At 42.0% G+C, this 19,947-nt stretch carries 22 protein-coding genes; 19 read left to right on the forward strand and 3 right to left on the reverse strand.

The window, feature by feature from the left end; translation table 11 throughout:
* The first annotated feature begins 37 nt into the window (after positions 1–37).
* Entirely contained in the window at positions 38–469 is a 432-nt protein-coding gene (locus tag Q4533_RS00420) for a protein YgfX (protein ID WP_102439241.1), read from the forward strand.
* A gap of 11 nt (positions 470–480) precedes the next feature.
* Here Q4533_RS00420 and nadB read toward each other — a convergent pair whose 3' ends face one another.
* Entirely contained in the window at positions 481–2,091 is a 1,611-nt protein-coding gene (gene nadB / locus Q4533_RS00425; RefSeq protein WP_303501304.1) for an L-aspartate oxidase, read from the reverse strand.
* Between the two features lie 224 nt (positions 2,092–2,315).
* Between nadB and rpoE the strand changes: the two genes are divergently transcribed.
* The 12 genes from rpoE to Q4533_RS00485 all read left to right on the forward strand — a co-directional run bounded on the left by rpoE (position 2,316) and on the right by Q4533_RS00485 (position 12,549).
* Positions 2,316–2,894 (forward strand): RNA polymerase sigma factor RpoE, encoded by a 579-nt coding sequence (gene rpoE / locus Q4533_RS00430; RefSeq protein WP_102439239.1) that lies wholly within the window; start codon positions 2,316–2,318, stop codon positions 2,892–2,894.
* A gap of 24 nt (positions 2,895–2,918) precedes the next feature.
* Positions 2,919–3,533 carry a sigma-E factor negative regulatory protein gene (locus tag Q4533_RS00435; RefSeq protein ID WP_102439238.1) on the forward strand — a complete coding sequence of 205 codons (615 nt, stop codon included), beginning with the start codon at positions 2,919–2,921 and terminating at the stop codon, positions 3,531–3,533.
* 12 nt (positions 3,534–3,545) lie between these two features.
* A complete protein-coding gene (locus Q4533_RS00440; RefSeq protein WP_102439237.1) occupies positions 3,546–4,478 on the forward strand; it encodes a MucB/RseB C-terminal domain-containing protein in 933 nt (310 codons plus the stop codon).
* A gap of 181 nt (positions 4,479–4,659) precedes the next feature.
* Positions 4,660–5,127, forward strand: a complete 468-nt coding sequence (locus tag Q4533_RS00445; RefSeq protein WP_102439284.1) for a SoxR reducing system RseC family protein — start codon at positions 4,660–4,662, stop codon at positions 5,125–5,127.
* A 141-nt stretch (positions 5,128–5,268) separates the two neighbouring features.
* On the forward strand, positions 5,269–7,059 hold the full coding sequence (lepA, locus tag Q4533_RS00450; protein ID WP_102475611.1) for a translation elongation factor 4: 1,791 nt from the start codon (positions 5,269–5,271) through the stop codon (positions 7,057–7,059).
* A 208-nt stretch (positions 7,060–7,267) separates the two neighbouring features.
* Positions 7,268–8,182: a signal peptidase I gene (gene lepB, locus Q4533_RS00455; RefSeq protein WP_102475612.1), complete on the forward strand. Its 915-nt coding sequence runs from the start codon at positions 7,268–7,270 to the stop codon at positions 8,180–8,182.
* A complete protein-coding gene (gene rnc / locus Q4533_RS00460) occupies positions 8,182–8,862 on the forward strand; it encodes a ribonuclease III (protein ID WP_102439234.1) in 681 nt (226 codons plus the stop codon). The genes lepB and rnc overlap by 1 nt, the downstream gene beginning before the upstream one ends.
* On the forward strand, positions 8,859–9,863 hold the full coding sequence (gene era, locus Q4533_RS00465) for a GTPase Era (protein WP_102439233.1): 1,005 nt from the start codon (positions 8,859–8,861) through the stop codon (positions 9,861–9,863). Before rnc ends, era begins: the two co-directional genes overlap by 4 nt.
* 47 nt (positions 9,864–9,910) lie before the next feature.
* Positions 9,911–10,618 (forward strand): DNA repair protein RecO, encoded by a 708-nt coding sequence (gene recO / locus Q4533_RS00470; RefSeq protein WP_102439232.1) that lies wholly within the window; start codon positions 9,911–9,913, stop codon positions 10,616–10,618.
* A 113-nt stretch (positions 10,619–10,731) separates the two neighbouring features.
* A complete protein-coding gene (gene pdxJ, locus Q4533_RS00475) occupies positions 10,732–11,469 on the forward strand; it encodes a pyridoxine 5'-phosphate synthase (protein ID WP_102439231.1) in 738 nt (245 codons plus the stop codon).
* Positions 11,469–11,849: a holo-ACP synthase gene (acpS, locus tag Q4533_RS00480; protein WP_102439230.1), complete on the forward strand. Its 381-nt coding sequence runs from the start codon at positions 11,469–11,471 to the stop codon at positions 11,847–11,849. Before pdxJ ends, acpS begins: the two co-directional genes overlap by 1 nt.
* Positions 11,850–12,006: 157 nt before the next feature.
* On the forward strand, positions 12,007–12,549 hold the full coding sequence (locus Q4533_RS00485; protein WP_102439229.1) for a DUF962 domain-containing protein: 543 nt from the start codon (positions 12,007–12,009) through the stop codon (positions 12,547–12,549).
* 78 nt (positions 12,550–12,627) lie between these two features.
* Here Q4533_RS00485 and Q4533_RS00490 read toward each other — a convergent pair whose 3' ends face one another.
* On the reverse strand, positions 12,628–13,911 hold the full coding sequence (locus Q4533_RS00490) for an HlyC/CorC family transporter (RefSeq protein ID WP_102439228.1): 1,284 nt from the start codon (positions 13,909–13,911) through the stop codon (positions 12,628–12,630).
* A gap of 100 nt (positions 13,912–14,011) precedes the next feature.
* Complete coding sequence (gene ccsA, locus Q4533_RS00495; protein ID WP_076542568.1) at positions 14,012–14,800, reverse strand: inner membrane protein YpjD; 789 nt, start codon at positions 14,798–14,800, stop codon at positions 14,012–14,014.
* Positions 14,801–15,066: 266 nt separating this feature from the next.
* Between ccsA and ffh the strand changes: the two genes are divergently transcribed.
* From ffh to Q4533_RS00525, 6 genes are all read left to right on the forward strand, one after another.
* On the forward strand, positions 15,067–16,440 hold the full coding sequence (ffh, locus tag Q4533_RS00500) for a signal recognition particle protein (RefSeq protein ID WP_102439226.1): 1,374 nt from the start codon (positions 15,067–15,069) through the stop codon (positions 16,438–16,440).
* A 216-nt stretch (positions 16,441–16,656) separates the two neighbouring features.
* On the forward strand, positions 16,657–16,908 hold the full coding sequence (gene rpsP / locus Q4533_RS00505) for a 30S ribosomal protein S16 (RefSeq protein ID WP_102439225.1): 252 nt from the start codon (positions 16,657–16,659) through the stop codon (positions 16,906–16,908).
* Positions 16,909–16,926: 18 nt separating this feature from the next.
* Positions 16,927–17,457 carry a ribosome maturation factor RimM gene (gene rimM, locus Q4533_RS00510; protein ID WP_076542574.1) on the forward strand — a complete coding sequence of 177 codons (531 nt, stop codon included), beginning with the start codon at positions 16,927–16,929 and terminating at the stop codon, positions 17,455–17,457.
* A 15-nt stretch (positions 17,458–17,472) separates the two neighbouring features.
* Positions 17,473–18,219, forward strand: a complete 747-nt coding sequence (trmD, locus tag Q4533_RS00515) for a tRNA (guanosine(37)-N1)-methyltransferase TrmD (RefSeq protein WP_076542576.1) — start codon at positions 17,473–17,475, stop codon at positions 18,217–18,219.
* A 35-nt stretch (positions 18,220–18,254) separates the two neighbouring features.
* Complete coding sequence (rplS, locus tag Q4533_RS00520; RefSeq protein ID WP_076542580.1) at positions 18,255–18,608, forward strand: 50S ribosomal protein L19; 354 nt, start codon at positions 18,255–18,257, stop codon at positions 18,606–18,608.
* A 249-nt stretch (positions 18,609–18,857) separates the two neighbouring features.
* Positions 18,858–19,931, forward strand: a complete 1,074-nt coding sequence (locus Q4533_RS00525; RefSeq protein WP_076542582.1) for a 3-deoxy-7-phosphoheptulonate synthase — start codon at positions 18,858–18,860, stop codon at positions 19,929–19,931.
* Positions 19,932–19,947 lie beyond the last annotated feature (16 nt).

The raw sequence follows: 19,947 nt of genomic DNA on the forward strand, positions 1-19,947 counted from the left end.
TATGAGCTTACTGCAAAAGATGAAAGGTGCTTAACTGATGCATTTCAGCTTAAGCGCTTCATTTAATCAATTTTTATCACATATTGTATTGCTCTGTGTGTGTTTAAGCAGCTTTATTCTTTGGCCAGATTATCGCCACTGGGCTTATCAACTGGCATTCTATTTTATTCTTATCTCGTATCTGGCTTTTTTTGTCGCTCATCTGTTGGCGTTAAGGCATTGGCGTTGCCAATTTTCTTTACTTGATGCAAGTAAAGGTAAGTTATCCCAAGGGCAAGAATTTCAATTATGGCGCAGTTCAATAGTCACTGTATTTGCTACAGTGATGTTTATTGAACTTGACGTTTTAGATGAGCGGGGAGTTGCAACTCGGGGAAAAAGGCAGTTATTAATTGTCTGGAGCGACATGCTTGACGACAGCAGTTACCGAAACCTGTGTCGTCAATTAATCGCATATCAAAAGCGTTAATAATCTTAACGCTATCGTTCAGGTTGTAAAATAGTTGGCTTTGGATTATCGACTTGCTCTGGGTAATCGGCATTATAGTGTAGGCCACGACTTTCTTTTCTTTCCATGGCGCAGCGAATGATTAACTCAGCTACTTGAACCAAGTTTCTCAATTCCAGTAAATTGTTACTGACTCTGAAGTTACTATAATATTCTTGAATTTCTTGTTGTAACAATGCGCAGCGGCGTAGCGCGCGCTCCAAGCGTTTATCGGTTCTAACAATTCCTACATAATCCCACATGAATAAACGCAGTTCATGCCAGTTATGGGCAATGACCACTTCTTCATCTGAGTTACTAACCTGACTTTCATCCCAGAGTGGCACAGGCCCGGGTGTCGGCACTTTTTCAAGCAAGCTTTCAATATCTTGAGCAGCAGCTCTAGCAAAAACCAAGCACTCTAATAAGGAGTTACTGGCCAGTCGGTTGGCACCATGTAAGCCGGTGTAGGCTACTTCACCAATGGCATATAGGCCATTGATATCAGTTTGACCATGCAAATCTGTCATGACGCCGCCGCAGGTGTAATGGGCTGCAGGCACCACAGGGATGGGATCGGTGGTGATATCAATACCAAATTCTAAACAGCGACTGTAAATCGTGGGAAAATGTTTGATGACAAATTCAGCGGGTTTATGGCTGATATCTAAATACAGACAATCAGCACCCAAGCGCTTCATTTCATAATCGATTGCCCTTGCCACAATATCACGGGGAGCAAGTTCCGCGCGTTCATCAAATTCAGGCATAAAACGGCTACCATCAGGTCGTTTTAAATATGCGCCCTCACCACGTAATGCTTCAGTGAGTAGATAATTTCTAGCATCAGCATGATACAAGCAAGTTGGATGAAATTGATTAAACTCCATGTTGGCAATACGGCAACCCGCTCGCCAAGCCATGGCGATTCCGTCACCACTAGCAATATCCGGATTAGAAGTATATTGATATACCTTTGAACAGCCACCTGTCGCGATAGCAACAAATTTGGCTGTTACCGTTTCAACGTGCTCAGCATCGCGGTTCCAAATATAAGCACCCACTACACGATTACCGGGGCGGTTTAATTTGCGAGTGGTGATTAGGTCAATGGCGTTATATCGCTCAAGTACTTTAATATTCGGGTGCGTGATTGCGCGTTCTTGCAAGGTTGATTGTACGGCTTTTCCTGTTGCATCGGCAGAGTGCAAAATACGTCGATGGCTGTGACCACCTTCACGGGTCAAATGATAAGGTGCTGCGCTTTGATCGCCGTCAGTTTCTTCTTTATCAAATGCCACACCGCATTGAATTAACCATTGCATCGACTTTTTGGCATTTTCAGCCGTGTAAGTCACCACTTCTTTGTCACAAAGTCCTGCGCCAGCAATGAGCGTGTCGTTAACATGTGATTCAATAGTGTCCGATTCATCGAATACAGATGCGATTCCACCTTGGGCATAATAAGTCGAACCTTCCGCCAAAGGGCCTTTAGAAAGTAAAATAACTTTAGACTTTTCAGCTAGATGCAGGGCAAGTGTTAATCCTGCTGCACCGCTACCTATAACCAAAATATCAGACTGGTGTTCAACTGCTTGTTTCATAAGGTATCATGGAGTACTTAATATGTTCCTCAATGGTAAATCAATTACGCTTTTTTGGGTACTTAGACATTACTATTAGATGGGGTAATCGCTAATTTTTTAATTAAATTAATTTTTTTTCATTCAATATCGAACTTTTTCAAAGCATGCGAGTCTACTTTAATGTGAATATGATTCGAGCGACTGAGAAATCAGTATTATAGATTTAGGAGTAGTCGGCTCGGATGAGTGGACAAATAAGTGATCAACAGTTAGTTGAACGTGTTCAGCGTGGTGATAAAAACGCCTTCAATTTGCTAGTCCAAAAATACCAAAATAAGGTAATGAGCTTAATTTCAAGATACATACGAAACCAAGCGGACATAGCAGATGTTGCACAAGAAGCCTTTATTAAAGCTTACCGTGCATTACCCAACTTTCGGGGTGAAAGTGCTTTTTATACTTGGCTTTACCGCATTGCAGTAAACACTGCAAAAAATCATTTGGTTTCTCAGAGCAGAAAAACACCGGCTAACAGTGTTGACGCCGAAGAAGCTGAATACTACGAAGGCAGCGATGCATTAAAGGAATTTGCTTCACCAGAACGCTTGGTGTTATCAGATGAAATTAATCGGGTGATTTTTGAAACGTTAGAAACGTTGCCAGAAGAATTGAAAATTGCAATATCATTACGAGAACTCGATGGTATGAGTTACGAGGATATTGCCAATATCATGGATTGTCCTGTTGGGACGGTGAGATCAAGGATCTTCCGCGCACGGGAATCAATCGATAAAAAACTCCAGCCTTTGCTGGAACAGTAACAGTCTTTATGACATGGGTGAAAAATGCTTAAATCAGGTCAAGAATGGGTTTCATCAGCAGTTGACGGCGAAGTTGATGCAAAAACATTAGCGGAATTGTCAGCAGACGAAGGCTCACATAGCAAATGGCAAAACTATCACATGATAGGCGATGCAATGCGCGGCGAGTTACCACAGACAATTGATTTGGATCTTTCTGCTAATATTGCAGCGGCAATAGAATTAGAGCCAGCCATTATTGCACCTCAGACTCAAACAACTTCAGTACATGATACTGAAACCGTGAACGAGACTAAGAAAGATAATGTGGTACCGTTTTTCAAACAGTTTGGTCAATATGCAATTGCTGCAACTGTGGCTATGGTAGCAATTGTTGGTGTGCAAAATTATGAGCAAGACCCAAGTGTCGACTCACCATTACCTGTGTTAAATACTCGTCCTTTAATTGGGACTGCGTCACCTGTTAGTCTCCAAACTGGGGCTGTACAAAATCAATCTAATATCAGTAACGATAATATGGTTGAGCAACGTCGCCGTATAAATTCTTATATCCAAGACCATATGCTACAACAAAGGTTGAATTCAGGTGCGGTTGTGGACAACAATAGCGAAATTGAACTAAACGATTTTAATCATTAATTCGGAGTTAGCTTGCGTCTAATCCTGTTAGTACTTGCTGTATTGGCTTTCCCTAGTATTGCCGAAGAAGAAAAATCAGCGAAAGCTTGGCTTGAAAGTATGAGCCAAGCATTACAAACCAAACAATTCAAATCTTCTATTATTCAACTGCAAGCCGACCACATACGACCACTGGTTTATCTGCATGGTACGGTCAATGATAAAGAAGTCGCTTTTCTAGAGTACCTCAATGGCCCCCCTAAAAATGCGGTCAGAGTTGCTGATACGGTAACATTTATTGAGCATGACCAACCGGCATACAGCATCAGCGCTCCCCGTATTCAAGGTCTTTGGCCTGCTATTTTTGCATCTAATATCAATTCTTTAGAGCAGGGGTATCAATTTGTTTTAGGTGGAAGAAGCCGTATAGCTGGGCGCCCTGGGCAAATGATCCGCATTATTCCGGTTGATGAACACCGCTTTATGTCACAAGTTTGGGTGGACATGGAAACCCATTTACCACTGCGTTATGACATGATTAACCAAGACAAACAGCTTATTGAGCAAATGATGGTCATTGAGCTAATAGAGCTTGGTGAGCCAGCGAGCATTTTAGTCGAAGCTGAAAAGCAAGAACTGCCGCCTGTGATGAACCCAGCTGAACGGATTGAAGGACAGAATTGGCAATTTACTTGGTTACCTGCAGGGTTTCATTTAGTAGTAAAAGATCATCACCGCTTACTTGGAAGTGATGAATCAGTTGAATATATCGCTTTAACCGATGGCTTAGTTAACATTTCAGTGTATGTGGCCAGAATGGGTGATAGTCCAATGCCTGATGAGCTAATTACCCGCAACGGCCTTTCAATGGTGGTTGAGCAAGTGGGCAATGTTGAAGTAGTTGCTGTGGGTAAAGTGCCTGCAGATACGCTTAATCGTATTGCTAAAAGCCTAGTGTTGAAATAAAAATTCTTGAAATAAATGGTCTTGAAATAACGAGTATTAAAGTAACTGGCCATAAAACAAGCGTTAAAATAAGTGCTAGAATCACTAGCACTTAACTTACAGGGCGCCTTTCGCTATGACTCAACAAGTAGACTCAACATCAGCGCAAAAACCTCAATCACCTCCAGCATTATCGCAATCGATGTTGGAGGAGGTGGCGACGGTAATCGCTTACGATCCCAAAGGGTGGGTCACCGTTGAGATTGAACTTAAGAGTGCTTGTAATCATTGTTCAAGCAGTGACAATTGTGGCACCTCAACGGTTGCTAAAGCCTTTTCGATTAAAAAGCAGCAATTCTCTCTGATGGCAGAACAAGCCTGCGAAGCGGGTGATTTACTGAAACTTGCTCTGCCTGAATCCGTGATATTAAAAGCAGCAATGCTGGTTTATATCACTCCTTTAGTTGGGTTATTTTTAGGCGCTATTATGGGGCAGGGCTTAGCTGGTCTTTTGGATATCAACACTGACCATGGCGCAATGATGCTTGCAGCGATAGGCAGTTTCATGGCTTGGAAAGCCGGTAAAAGCAAAGCGCTAACGCTTGAAAAAGCCTCGACGCCCATCATTACAGCGTATTTAGGCCAAGGGATCAGCCTTTCGCGGGGGTAGATAGCATTATTTATCAGATATGAAGGGTGATTTTATTATTGTTTTTTGTCCAGTTATTGATTGTGATTGGTATTAACCCCTTTATCAGGTACAATTCGACCTCATTATATCCACCATTTTAGTAGTAGCCATTTCACCCACATGAAACACATTAGAAACTTCTCAATTATTGCCCATATCGACCATGGCAAATCAACATTGTCTGATCGCCTTATCCAATTTTGTGGTGGTTTATCAGACCGTGAAATGGACGTTCAAGTTCTCGATTCTATGGATATCGAACGTGAGCGCGGCATTACCATTAAAGCGCAGAGTGTTACCCTCGACTATAAAGCCGATGATGGTGAAACTTATCAGCTGAACTTCATTGATACACCCGGCCACGTTGACTTCTCTTATGAAGTATCCCGTTCACTTGCTGCGTGTGAAGGTGCATTGCTAGTAGTTGATGCCGGTCAAGGCGTTGAAGCACAGACACTTGCAAACTGTTACACCGCCTTAGAAATGGATCTTGATGTGGTACCGATTTTAAATAAAATCGATTTACCTCAAGCCGATCCTGAGCGTGTCGCTGCAGAAATCGAAGATATTGTTGGTATCGATGCTATGGAAGCTGTGCGCTGCTCAGCTAAAACGGGTATCGGTATTAAAGATGTACTAGAAGTCATCGTATCGGATATCCCACCACCAGAAGGTGATATCGATGCACCACTTCAAGCGCTGATTATTGATTCATGGTTTGATAGTTACCTTGGTGTTGTCTCGTTAGTACGTATTAAGCATGGCGTCTTGAAAAAAGGTGACAAGTTTAAAGTTATGTCTACCGGTCAAAACTACAATGCTGACCGTGTTGGTATCTTTACGCCTAAACAAACAGATACACCTGAGCTTAAAGCCGGTGAAGTTGGCTTTGTTATTTCGGGCATTAAAGAAATTCACGGCGCACCAGTAGGTGATACCTTAACTCACGCTAAACATGGTGCCGAAGAGCCTTTACCTGGGTTTAAAAAGGTTACACCGCAAGTTTATGCCGGTGTATTCCCAATTTCGACAGATGAGTTTGAAAGCTTCCGTGATGCATTAAACAAGCTAAGCTTGAACGATGCATCGCTGTTTTTCGAGCCTGAATCATCTTCAGCATTAGGTTTTGGTTTCCGTATTGGTTACCTTGGCTTATTGCACATGGAAATCATTCAAGAGCGTCTTGAGCGTGAATACAACCTTGATTTGATTACCACAGCACCGACGGTTGTTTATGAAGTTCAATTGAACAATGGTGAGGTGGTGTATGTAGATAACCCATCAGATTTACCGCCAATCAATAACATCGACATGATCCGTGAACCTATTGTTGAAGCAAACATGTTGGTGCCTAAAGAGTACTTGGGTAACGTTATCACTTTATGTGTCGAGAAGCGTGGCGTACAAACCAATATGGTTTATCACGGTAATCAAGTTTCTGTGACTTACGAATTGCCAATGGCTGAAGTCGTCATGGATTTCTTTGATAGATTGAAATCAACCAGTCGTGGTTATGCCTCATTAGAGTATAACTTTATTCGTTTTGAAGAAGCGGATATGGTGCGTTTAGATATCTTGATCAATGGTGACAGAGTTGATGCGCTAGCAATGGTTATTCATCGTTCAAACATTCGTCATCGCGGCTTAGCTTTAGTTGATAAAATGAAAGAGCTGATCCCAAGACAGATGTTTGATATCGCGATTCAAGCTGCGGTGGGTAGTCAGATTATTGCCCGCTCAAACATTAAAGCAATGCGTAAAGACGTTACCGCTAAATGTTATGGTGGTGATGTCTCGCGTAAGAAGAAACTACTAAATAAGCAAAAAGAAGGTAAGAAGCGCATGAAGCAAGTCGGTAACGTTGAAGTGCCTCAAGAAGCGTTCTTAGCTGTATTGAAACTTAATGATTAATCCTGCATAGGTTTCATTAGAGTTCAGATAACGCCGCAGTTTGCGGCGTTGTCATTAGCAAAAGTTAATTTTGCAACAACGGTTTATTCGTATAATTTGTAACATTACAGTTAGTGCTTAACGATGTATTCCATAGGATACTCATTATTCAGCGGTTTATTCATTAAACTATTATTTGAAAGTGTTAAAGGCAGGAGCTTAAATTTCAATGGCAGCCCATTTTTCTCTTATTTTAACCATAATAACCCTTGTGAGTGGGTTAATTTGGTTAATCGATGCAACGATATTTGCCCCTAAACGTCGTGAAAGCTTAGCCCTTGCAGAAGCAAAGCAACCTGATTTGAGTGATGATGCAAAATACAGCATTACGCGTGAATCAACCTTGGTTGAATTTGCCCATTCAATTTTTCCGGTTATCGCATTTGTATTGATATTGCGTTCATTTATTTATGAGCCATTTCAAATACCATCAGGCTCAATGAAACCGACTTTACTGGTAGGTGATTTTATTCTGGTAGAAAAATTCAGTTATGGTTTACGTGACCCCGTCTTTCGCAGCAAGCTAATTGAAACAGGTGAGCCTGAGCGTGGCGATGTGTTTGTGTTCAAATATCCTCAGCAGCCTGAAATAGACTATATTAAAAGAGTGGTTGGTTTACCCGGTGACCGTATTATTTACCAAAATAAGCAATTTCTTATTCAGCCTAAATGTGATGCAGCAACAAATTGTCCGCCAGCAAAAGCAATTAAGCTAACGCCAGTTAATCGTGGTGAGTTTACCCATGAAGGTGTGTCGTTATCTCGCTATACCGAGCAGTTAACTGATGTAGAACATGATATTTTAATCAACCCATCTCGCCCTGATTTTAGCTCACATTTCTTTGAGCAACCGGGTACGGCAGTGGGTGAATTTATTGTGCCAGAAGGTCAGTACTTTGCCATTGGTGATAACCGTGACAACAGCACTGATAGCCGCTTTTGGGGCTTTGTCCCTGAAGCTAACTTAGTAGGTAAAGCGGTAGCGATTTGGATTAGTTTTGAATTTGAACGACCTGCAAGTAGTTGGTTACCAACATGGGTACCAACCGGGGTGCGTTTTGACAGAGTAGGTGCGATCAAGTAATGGAACCAATTAAAAACTTACCGCGACTGTGTCGTACGCTGGGTTATGAGTTTACTAATGTTGATTTATTAACTCAGGCATTAACTCATCGTAGTGCTGCATCAAAACATAATGAGCGCCTAGAGTTTCTAGGTGACTCGATTTTATCAATCATTATTTCTGATGCCCTTTATCATCAGTTCCCTAAGGCTACTGAAGGTGATTTAAGCCGTATGCGTTCCACCTTAGTCAAAGGTGAAACCTTAACGGTTATCGCAAAAGAATTTAAGCTAGGCGATTACCTCTACTTAGGCCCTGGCGAGCTTAAAAGTGGTGGATTTAGACGTGAGTCTATTTTAGCTGATGCGGTTGAAGCAATTATCGGGGCGATTTATTTAGATGCTGACATAGAGACCTGTCGTAAGTTATTACTGACCTGGTACCAGCAGCGTTTGGCTGAAATCAAACCTGGCATCAATCAAAAAGATCCGAAAACGATTTTACAAGAATATCTGCAAGGTTATAAAAAGCCCTTACCTGAATACCATGTTGTTGATGTAAAAGGTGAAGCCCATGACCAGACATTTACAGTTGAATGTCGCGTAGCAGAAATCAATAAAGTAGTGACAGGCGTCAGTACTTCAAGAAGAAAAGCTGAGCAGCTAGCTGCCGCTCAGGTATTGGAGCTTATTAATAAATGACCAAAAAAACAGACTTGCCAGAGAACTCACCAGTTGAGCCGAGTTTAGATGAATTATTGGCAAGGATGAATGGCGCTGCGCCAGCCGCTACAGCAAAATACGAGATTACCTATTGTGGCATGGTTGCTATTGTCGGCCGCCCTAATGTGGGTAAATCGACCTTACTGAACAAGTTACTTGGGCAGAAGGTCAGTATTACCTCTAAAAAACCGCAAACCACTCGTCATCGCATTATGGGTATCCATACCGATGAAGCTAGGCAAATTGTTTTTGTTGATACTCCAGGCTTACATATTGAAGAAAAGCGTGCGATTAACCGCCTCATGAACCGTGCTGCAGCAAGTTCGCTTGCTGATGTCTGCATGGTTGTGTTTGTGGTTGATGGCATGACGTGGACTGAAGATGATGAGATGGTGCTCAAGAAATTAGAGCAAGGCAGTGGTCAGCGTAAAACGGTTTTAGCTATCAATAAAGTCGATAATATTAAAGATAAAGAGTCTTTATTCCCTTATCTTGAAAAGTTATCTGCTAAGTTTAAATTTGATGAAATTCTGCCTATCTCGGCTACTAAAGGCACGAATATTCAACGAATTTTAGATTTAGCCAGTGAGTCGTTACCTGAAGCTGGATTTTATTTCCCAGAAGATTACGTCACTGACCGTTCGCAACGCTTTATGGCATCAGAAATTGTCCGTGAAAAGCTAATGCGCTTCTTAGGTGATGAATTGCCTTATGATGCCACCGTTGAGATTGAACAGTTCAAAATGATGGAAAACGGCGTTTATCAAATCAATGCTTTGATTTTGGTCGAGCGTACGGGCCAAAAACGTATGGTTATCGGTAATAAAGGTGAGCGTATCCGCACTATCGCCACCCAAGCTCGACTTGATATGGAAACCTTGTTTGATAATAAAGTTTTCTTAGAAGTTTGGGTTAAGGTTAAGTCAGGCTGGGCAGATGACGAACGTGCTTTACGAAGCTTAGGCTATGGTGAAGACTAAGCCGATGCTTTACTTAATACCGACTTTAGCGACTGTGTAACCCTGCTATGTTAAGGGGGTACATACTACATCATCGACCATACAGAGAATCCAGTGTGATCGTTAACCTGTTAGTTGATGATGTAGGAAGGGTCGATGCCTTAGTCAGAGTAGGTAGCGGAAAAAAATCCCTTAAAAGTATCATTCAGCCATTTCAGCCGCTGATATTCCAGTTCAATAGCAAATCAGGCTCTACTGATTCTTCGCTTAAATTTATTACCCAAGTTGAACCCGCAGCGCCGGCATTACCCCTTAAAGCTGAAAGTTTATATTCTGCTATGTATCTTAATGAGCTGCTGGTTAGGGTACTTAATTCAGGCCAACATGCTGAAGGGTTATTCCTGCATTATCACCGCAGTTTAATGGGCTTGGCGCAGCAATTTAGTTCCAGTCATTTACGCTATTTTGAGATGGAGCTACTTTTAGAATTAGGTGCTTTGCCATCACTGGACTACGACACCTTAGGTGAGATGATCATGGCAGGTTGCAGCTATCGTTTTGTTACTGATGCCGGTTTTGCTGTCGTAAATCAAGCCGCATCAGAGCATTTTACAAGCAGTCGTAACTTGCTCGCTGGTGAGATGCTCATTCAGCTCAAGCAAAAACAATTAACCCCAGAGCACCTAAATCAAGCCAAAGGGCTCATGCGCTATCTGTTAACGCCGCTATTAGGCGGTAAGCCATTACTTAGCCGTAAGTTATTTATTAAACAATAACTTTTTAATATATGAGCAGCCAGTGGTTTACATTAGAATAGGCCCACTAGTTTGAAATATTACTTTTTAGATTTGCTAGTTAGCGAGTCAGTTTTGCCAATTAAGGAGCCACAATGAGTGGAATTTTATTAGGAATTAACATCGATCACATTGCCACTCTTCGTCAAGCTCGTGGAACCAGTTACCCTGATCCTATCCATGCCGCAGCAGTTGCAGAACATGCTGGCGCAGATGGCATCACTATTCATTTACGAGAAGATCGCCGCCATATTCAAGACCGTGATGTGTATTTGTTGGCTAAAACCCTTAAAACGCGGATGAATTTTGAGTTTGCCGTTACCGATGAAATGATTGCGATAGCCTGTGAAGTTAAGCCCGCCTATGCCTGCTTAGTGCCAGAAAAGCGTGAAGAGCTGACCACAGAAGGTGGCTTAGATGTGGCAGGTCAACTTGATAAAATCACTCAAGCTGTCACGACGTTAGCTGCAGAAGGCATCAAGGTATCTTTATTTATTGATGCCGACAAAAGCCAAATAGATGCTGCTGTAGCATCGGGCGCACCTTATATTGAAATCCATACCGGTTGTTATGCCGATGCTGAAACGGATGCTGAGCAGGCTATAGAGTTGGCGCGCATTACTGAAATGGCCAAATATGCTCACAGTAAAGGCTTGATTGTTAATGCAGGACATGGATTGCATTACCATAACGTCAAAGCTATTGCAGCTATCCCTGAGTTGTATGAGTTAAATATTGGGCATGCTGTTATCGCTAGAGCAGCCATTGACGGTTTAGCGACTGCAGTAAAAGATATGAAAACATTAATGCTAGAAGGGCGTAGAGGCGAATAATGGCCATTGTGGGTATTGGTACAGACATTATTGAGATAAACCGCATTGAGCTGCAATATGCCCGTTTAGGGGATAAGTTAGCTAAGCGTGTACTCACGCCTACAGAGCTTGAAATTTACCAATCTTCAAAAATAGCCCATCGATACCTAGCAAAACGTTTTGCTGCAAAAGAAGCCGCAGCGAAAGCCTTAGGCACTGGTATTGGCCGCGGAGTTTCATTTCAGCATATTCATATCAGTAATGATGACAATGGTGCGCCACTAATTAGCTTTACTGATGGTGCATTAGCAAGGCTTGAGCAACTTGGCGCGACCCGCGGCCATATTACTATTGCTGATGAGCAGCATTATGCCGTTGCAACTGTGATTATTGAGTCTTAGTGACTGAAATTGTTAATATTAAATATCTAAAGGCGCTTAATGCGCTTTTTTGTGGTTGAGTCTTTTTAGGGCGAAACTTGAGTTTGCTGATATCGATAGGGTAAGTTAACGTGAGTTAACCATTACTCACAAAAAACTAACAACTAAAGGTGGTGATATGAAATCAGCGGTCGAGCAGTTAGCAACTTATAAAAGTGTGCACTTAAACCCGAATAATATTCGCACCCATTTCATCGGCGTACCGCTGATTATCTGGTCAGTATTTTTGATGTTAAATTTTATACCGGTGAATTTGCTGTCTTTGCCAAATTTGTATATCAATGTGAATGTGGCATCCGCGTTTGCTATCGGTACTTTAATTTACTACTTCATCTTGCATAAAGGTTTAGCGTTAGGATTAACGATTTTTATTGTTCCAGTGCTTATCACCACTACGCTGGCAGCGCAGCATGGGGCGGGCTGGCTTGTGGCCATTGCTGTATTTGTTGTTGGTTGGGCGATTCAGTTTATCGGCCATAAATACGAAAAAGCCAAACCAGCTTTTATTGACGATTTAAATCAACTTTTGATAGGGCCGTTTTTTTTAATGGCAGAGTTGTATTTTATGCTTGGCTTTGGCAAAGAACTTGAAGAAGAAATCACCCCAATAGCGCGGGATAAACGCAGAGCGTTAGAGGCTAAAAAGCGTCAAACCGCATAAGTTTGATTGAATTTTTGGTATTAAAAAAGGCGCTCAATGCGCCTTTTTAGCTTTTTAATAGCTTAAAACTAACTAATGTTAGTCATCCTGCTCAACTTCAGTAAGCGCAGCATCCGGTATGACTTTTACCGTTTTAATCATGTTATCTGATACCTCTAAAACCTCAATGTCATAGCGGCCTATTTTAAGGCGAGTACTGGCTGATGGTATCTCTTCAAGGTGTTCGATGATCAACCCATTTAAGGTTTTAGGTCCATCGATGGCAAAATCCCATTTCATTTCTTTATTTAAGTCACGTATGGTGATGCTGGCTTCGATAATGAAACTGCCATCTTGTTGAATATCAATATCTTCACTGGCAGTGGTGATCATTGAAGTGGTGAAATCACCGACAATTTCTTCAAGAATATCTTCTAACGTCACCAAACCTTGAATATCACCATATTCATCCACTACTAAGCCAAAACGTTCTTTATTCTGCTGAAAGTTAGACAGTTGTACCGTTAGCGGCGTGCCTTCTGGAATGAAGTACAATTCTTTTACGGCTCTTAATAATGTCGACTTACTAAATTCTTCTTTTGACTGCAGTCTTAAGGCATCACGCAGGTGGATAAAACCGACGGCATCATCGATATTATCGCGATACACCAACACTCGTGTGTGCGGGCTTTGAGTCACCTGTTTATTAATCAGTTTGAATTCGTCATTAACGTTAATGGCATAAATGTCTGAGCGCGGGATCATAATGTCTTCAACCGTGACTTTTTCTAAATCTAGAATCGACAAAAGCATTTCTTGATGTCGCTGCGGGATCAATGCCCCAGCTTCATGAACAACCGTGCGTAATTCTTCTTGACTAAGGGCATCATTAACACTGACATTTTTAATTCCTAATACCCGTAAAAAACCAGAAGTGATTAAGTTAATTACTTTCACTAGCGGCCATAATATCGACAGTAAGGCTTTTAATAGCAAGCTTGACGGAAAGGCAATACGTTCAGGGTGTAAGGCGGCAATGGTTTTTGGGGTGACCTCGGCAAAGATGAGAACCACCAAAGTCAAAACACCTGTGGCAATAGCTACGCCCATGTCACCAAATAAGCGCATGCCAATAATGGTTGCTATAGCAGAGGCTAAGATATTAACCAGATTATTACCAATTAAAATCAGGCCGATTAAGCGGTCGGGTCGCTCTAACATTTTTAGTGCACGAATAGCACCTTTGTGGCCGCTAGCTGCTAAATGACGTAAGCGATAGCGATTTAAGGTCATCATGGCGGTCTCACTACCCGAAAAATAGGCTGAGATACAAATTAACACCAACAGAGAGAAGAGGAGTGCGCTGGTAGAAATAGCGTCCAAAAATGGCTCCAGTTATTGTAGTAAAAAAAGACGAATGATGAGTATCAATCATTCGTCATGAGTGTCAAGCTTGGTTAATACTATTCAACCAAATATACGGTTATCGTAAAATAATTTCAGTAACGATTCGTGCGCCAAAATAAGCCAGAGAAAGTAACGTTGCCCCAGATAAGGTATATATTACAGCTGTACGAACACGACAACCGATGCTGTAATGCTGCCAAAGCATCACACAGTAAACCACCCAGGCCATAATTGATAAAATAGCCTTGTGACCTTTGCCATCTTCAAACATATCTTCCAAGAAGATAAACCCTGTCGCCAGTGATAATGTTAGTAGCATCACTCCGATAGTCACCAAATGGTACAGCTGTTTTTCAACTGTCATTAATGGCGGCATGCCGGGGCTCATCATGGTTTTCTTGTTTTTCAATTTATTTTGGATTAGCCACAACTGAATAGCGTACAGAGCTGCAATCATCAAGGCACTGTAGGCCATAAGCGATAATACAATATGTGCTAGGATTTCTGGGTGAACATCAAAGTGGATGATGTATTGAGGGGGAATGAGCCACAGCACAGCAACCGAAATAACTGAGCAAGCATAAACCACAGGCACCACAACAATCACTTTTAAGCGGTGCATGATAATGGTAAAGCTAAAGGCAATAATCCAATTAACCAGTGAAATCACATTGGTTAAACTAAAGTTTTGCCCATCAGCGGTAAAAATGGTTTGTGATAATGCAATGCCATGAAGCACAACGGCAATGGATGCAAAGATAGCAACGAGCTTGCGATTGGGACCTTCTGCGTGGAAAAGTCGGCTTGTCACTAAAATAAGTGCAATGCAATAAAACAACATCGCCGAAGCTGGGAAAATGACCATCTGGAATAAACCTATCAAGTTATGAGTGCCGTTGTTTTTTACAATATAAAATCAGCACATCTTTAGTTAGTTAAGATTAACACGAACGCCCCCCAATAGTGGAGTGACCTAAGACTCAAAATTTAACAGTTTCCATCATTTAACTGCAAATTCTTTACGAAAGATGATGAATATCAAATCTGATAGCGCAGGCTGATGTCGCATCTTGAAGTAGTTTGGGTATAATGGGCGCCAATTATGGAATCGTTTAAGGTATACAGCAGCGCATGTTTGAGAATCTATCTGACAGACTGTCACGCACCCTCAAGAATATTAGTGGTCGTGGTCGCTTAACCGAAGACAACATTAAAGATACCTTACGTGAAGTGCGCATGGCGCTGCTTGAGGCTGATGTTGCTTTGCCAGTGGTACGCCAATTTGTTAACAGTGTAAAAGAACGCGCTGTTGGTCAAGAGGTGTCAAAAAGTTTAAGTCCAGGACAAGCATTCATTAAAATTGTCCAAAATGAACTTGAAATTGCAATGGGTGAGGCCAATGAAGCCTTAGACCTCGCTAGTCAACCGCCAGCAGTATTAATGATGGCAGGTTTACAAGGTGCGGGTAAAACCACCAGTGTTGCCAAACTGGCTAAATTTTTACGTGAACGCGAAAAGAAATCAGTACTGGTAGTGAGTGCCGATGTTTATCGCCCTGCAGCGATCAAACAGCTAGAAACCTTAGCCACCGAAGTAGAAGTTGAGTTTTTCCCATCGGATGTGAGCCAAAAGCCAGTAGATATTGCTACTGCCGCGATTGCCCATGCCAAGCTTAAGTTCATTGATGTTGTGATTGTCGATACCGCAGGTCGCTTGCATGTTGATGAAGCGATGATGGATGAAATTAAAGACCTTCATGCAGCCGTTAATCCTGTAGAGACACTCTTTGTTGTCGATGCTATGACTGGCCAAGATGCAGCTAATACTGCAAAATCATTTAATGAAGCATTACCGTTAACCGGTGTGATTCTGACAAAGATTGATGGTGATGCACGTGGCGGCGCGGCGTTATCGATTCGTAATATTACTGGAAAACCGATTAAATTCTTAGGTGTCGGTGAAAAAATTGATGCCCTTGAGCCATTCCACCCTGAGCGTATTGCTTCACGTATTCTTGGTATGGGCGATGTGCTTTCACTCATTGAAGAAGTAGAACGTGGCGTTGATAAAGACAAAGCCATGAAGCTTGCTTCAAAAGTGAAATCAGGTGGCGGCTTTGATTTAGAGGATTTTCGCGAACAACTGCTGCAAATGAAGAATATGGGCGGCATGATGAACATGATTGAAAAGCTGCCAGGTGTAGGCCAATTACCACCCGAAGCGTTAGCCCAAGTTCAAGATGGCAAGATGACCGGCCAAATGGAAGCTATTATTAATTCAATGACACCAGGTGAGCGCAAGCGTCCTGATATCATTAAAGGTTCACGAAAACGTCGTATTGCCTTAGGTTCTGGCACTCAAATTCAGGATGTTAATCGTCTTTTGAAGCAGTTTACTCAAATGCAAAAAATGATGAAAAAAATGTCAGGTAAAGGTGGCATGAAAAAAATGATGCGCAGTATGGGCGGTATGATGCCTCCGGGAATGAAGTTTCCAGGACGTTAATGCCTAAGTTTTTCATGGATATCTATTCAAATACCGCCGGTTAGATTTATTTTGACCTATTGCAGGCATTAGCCTTCGATGTAAAAATCGTCGGATTTGGTTGCAATAGTTGAAAAGTCAGGTAAAATCTTCCGGCTTTCTACTGGGGCCCTTCGCGAACACGGAGTCCCAGTTTTTTATTTTTGCTTCTAGCAAATCATTAGAGGAATAAAACGCATGGTTACCATTCGTTTAGCTCGTGGCGGCGCAAAAAAGCGTCCATTTTACAGTATCGTTGTAGCAGATAGCCGCAATGCACGTGACGGTCGTTTCATCGAACGTGTTGGTTTTTTCAACCCTTTAGCTAAAGGTCAAGAAGAAACTTTACGTTTAGATTTAGATCGTGTTGATCATTGGGTTGCAACTGGTGCTGCAACTTCAGATCGCGTAGCAAAATTGATCAAAGACGCTCGTAAAGCTGTTGCTTAATAGCGTTAAGGTATAAAGATGAGTAGTAATCAACAACCCATCGTACTAGGCAAAATAGGTTCTAGTCATGGTATTAAAGGTTGGATGAAAATCACCTCTTATACCGATTCTGTTGAAGGTATTTTTGAATATTCCCCTTGGTACATAAAAGAACAAGGTGAATGGCGTGAGGTTAAGGTCTCTCAGTGGCGTTTTCAAGGTAAAGCACTCGTGGCTTGCTTAGAAGGCGTAAATACACGAGAGGATGCGCAAGCACTTACAAATTGTGAGATTGCCATTCAGTCAGACCAAATGAAAAACTTGTCAGAAGATGAATTCTACTGGCGAGATTTGATTGGTTGTACTGTGACTAACACCAAAGGTTACAACATGGGTGAAGTCGATCAGATCGTGGAAACAGGATCGAACGACGTACTCCTTGTTAAAGCTAACGTAAAAGATGCTTTTGGCAAAGCGGAACGAATGATTCCCTTTGTCCCTGAGCAGTTCGTCCTTGAGGTGAACTTGCAAAGCAAACAGATATTAGTGGATTGGGATCCAGACTTTTAAGTCGAGGTACATCATATGCGGTTAGGGGTAGTAACCCTGTTTCCTGAGATGTTTCGTGCCGTTACAGACTTTGGAGTCACGGGTCGAGCCGTTAAAAACGGCCTGTTAGAGTTGCAAACGTGGAATCCTCGTGATTTCACCCATGATCGACATAACACTGTTGATGACCGACCTTACGGTGGTGGTCCAGGCATGTTGATGATGGTGCAACCGTTACGCGATGCTATTCATGCAGCGAAAGCTGCGGCAGGTGACGGTGCAAAGGTGATTTATTTATCACCTCAGGGACGTAAGCTGGATCAGCAAGGCGTTTCTGAGTTAAGTAAATCAACAAGTTTAGTGTTGGTATGTGGTCGATACGAAGGTGTTGACGAACGTATTATTCAATCTGAAATTGATGAAGAGTGGTCAATTGGTGATTATGTGCTTTCGGGCGGAGAATTACCGGCGATGACCTTAATTGATTCAGTTGCAAGGTTAGTACCTGGTGTACTAGGTAAGCAAGCGTCAGCAGAGCAAGACTCTTTCTCTGATGGCTTATTGGATTGTCCACACTATACACGCCCTGAAACTTTAGATGGTGTCGGTGTACCAGCAGTGCTTTTAAGCGGTGACCACAAAAAAATTAGACTCTGGCGGTTGCAACAAAGTCTTGGTAGGACTTTTTTAAGACGACCAGAATTATTTGAAAATCTAGCTCTGACTGGCGAACAAAAGACTCTTTTAGCGGAGTTTGTCAAAAATTTAGACAAACCTGTGTAGTCATAAGCCCAGTTATTTCTAGAACGGAGTAAGTTATGAACAACATCATTAAAATGCTCAACGAAGAGCAAATGAAAACAGATGTACCTGAATTTGGTGCTGGTGATACAGTAGTAGTTAAGGTACGTGTAGTTGAAGGCAACAAAGAACGTCTTCAAGCGTTTGAAGGTGTGGTTATCGCTAAGCGTAACCGTGGTCTTCATTCTGCATTTACAGTACGTAAAATCTCTAATGGCGAAGGTGTTGAGCGTGGTTTCCAAACGCACAGTAAACTAGTAGCTAGCATCGAAGTTAAGCGTCGCGGTCGTGTTCGTCGTGCTAAGCTTTACTACTTACGTGATCGTTCAGGTAAATCTGCACGTATCCGTGAAAAGTTGGCAACTAAGTAAGACTAGTTACCCGCTTAAAAAAATTAGATGCAGTGTTCGCACAATAGCCCGCCTTTATGGCGGGTTTTTGTGTTTTTGGAGAAAATTAAATTTAGTGGTTGATTAGTGGCTTAATCCAAGGCATAGTTAGCCCAACCTTGTAATGGTGTAGCGGTACGGTGTTACTTTTTTAGTAAGGTCAGTTAGTGCAGTCATGGTTTACGCGATAGCCCCAAGACAGAAATAATTTTTTAAGAAGTGAGAAATATCATGCAGCAAGATACGATTAATAACGTTCATATTAGTTCAGAGAAAGTACTGGTCACCCCAGCAGAATTAAAAAAAGCATTGCCGCTGTCTGATCACGCTTATCAGTACATTCTTGACGCACGTAAAACCGTTGCCGATATTGTCCACAAACGTGACAATCGAGTATTAATCGTTACTGGCCCATGCTCTATTCACGATATCGATGCTGCCAAAGAATACGCCCTAAAGCTTAAAAAATTACATGATGATCTCAGTGATGAGTTTTATATCTTGATGCGGGTTTACTTTGAAAAACCACGTACGACAGTAGGTTGGAAAGGCCTTATCAACGATCCTGATATGGACGAGTCATTCGATGTTGAAAAGGGACTGAGAATGGCGCGTGAGTTGATGATTTGGCTTGCAGAGCTCGAGCTGCCGGTAGCGACTGAAGCGTTAGACCCCATTAGCCCACAATATATGTCAGAGCTGGTGACTTGGTCGGCCATTGGTGCCAGAACCACAGAGTCGCAAACTCACCGTGAAATGGCATCTGGCTTATCCATGCCAGTAGGATTTAAAAACGGCACTGACGGTAAACTTGGAGTGGCGATTAATGCACTGCAATCTGCGGCAAGCAGTCACCGCTTTATGGGCATTAACCAGCAAGGGCAAGTGTCATTACTGCAAACTGCAGGTAACCCCGATGGCCATGTGATTTTACGTGGTGGCAAAACACCTAATTATGATGCTGACAGTGTGGCAGAGTGTGAAGCGCAGTTACATCAAGCCAAATTAAATGCCAGATTGATTATTGATTGTAGTCATGGCAATTCATCAAAAGACTATACAAGACAGACACTAGTTTGCGAGGATGTATTTAAACAAATACATGCAGGTAACCGTTCAATTATTGGGGTGATGCTTGAAAGTCACTTAAATGAAGGTAATCAATCCAGTAATAAGCCTCTGTCAGAACTGGCTTATGGGGTATCGGTAACCGATTCTTGTATAAATTGGCAAACTACTGAGACATTGTTGCGTAGCAATGCTAATTTACTTAAAACAGTATTACCTAATCGATTCGCAGCATAAACGCGGCGATGGATGG

This window comes from Shewanella sp. 6_MG-2023 (genome assembly GCF_030547195.1).
In the GTDB taxonomy this organism is placed as follows: Bacteria; Pseudomonadota; Gammaproteobacteria; order Enterobacterales; family Shewanellaceae; genus Shewanella.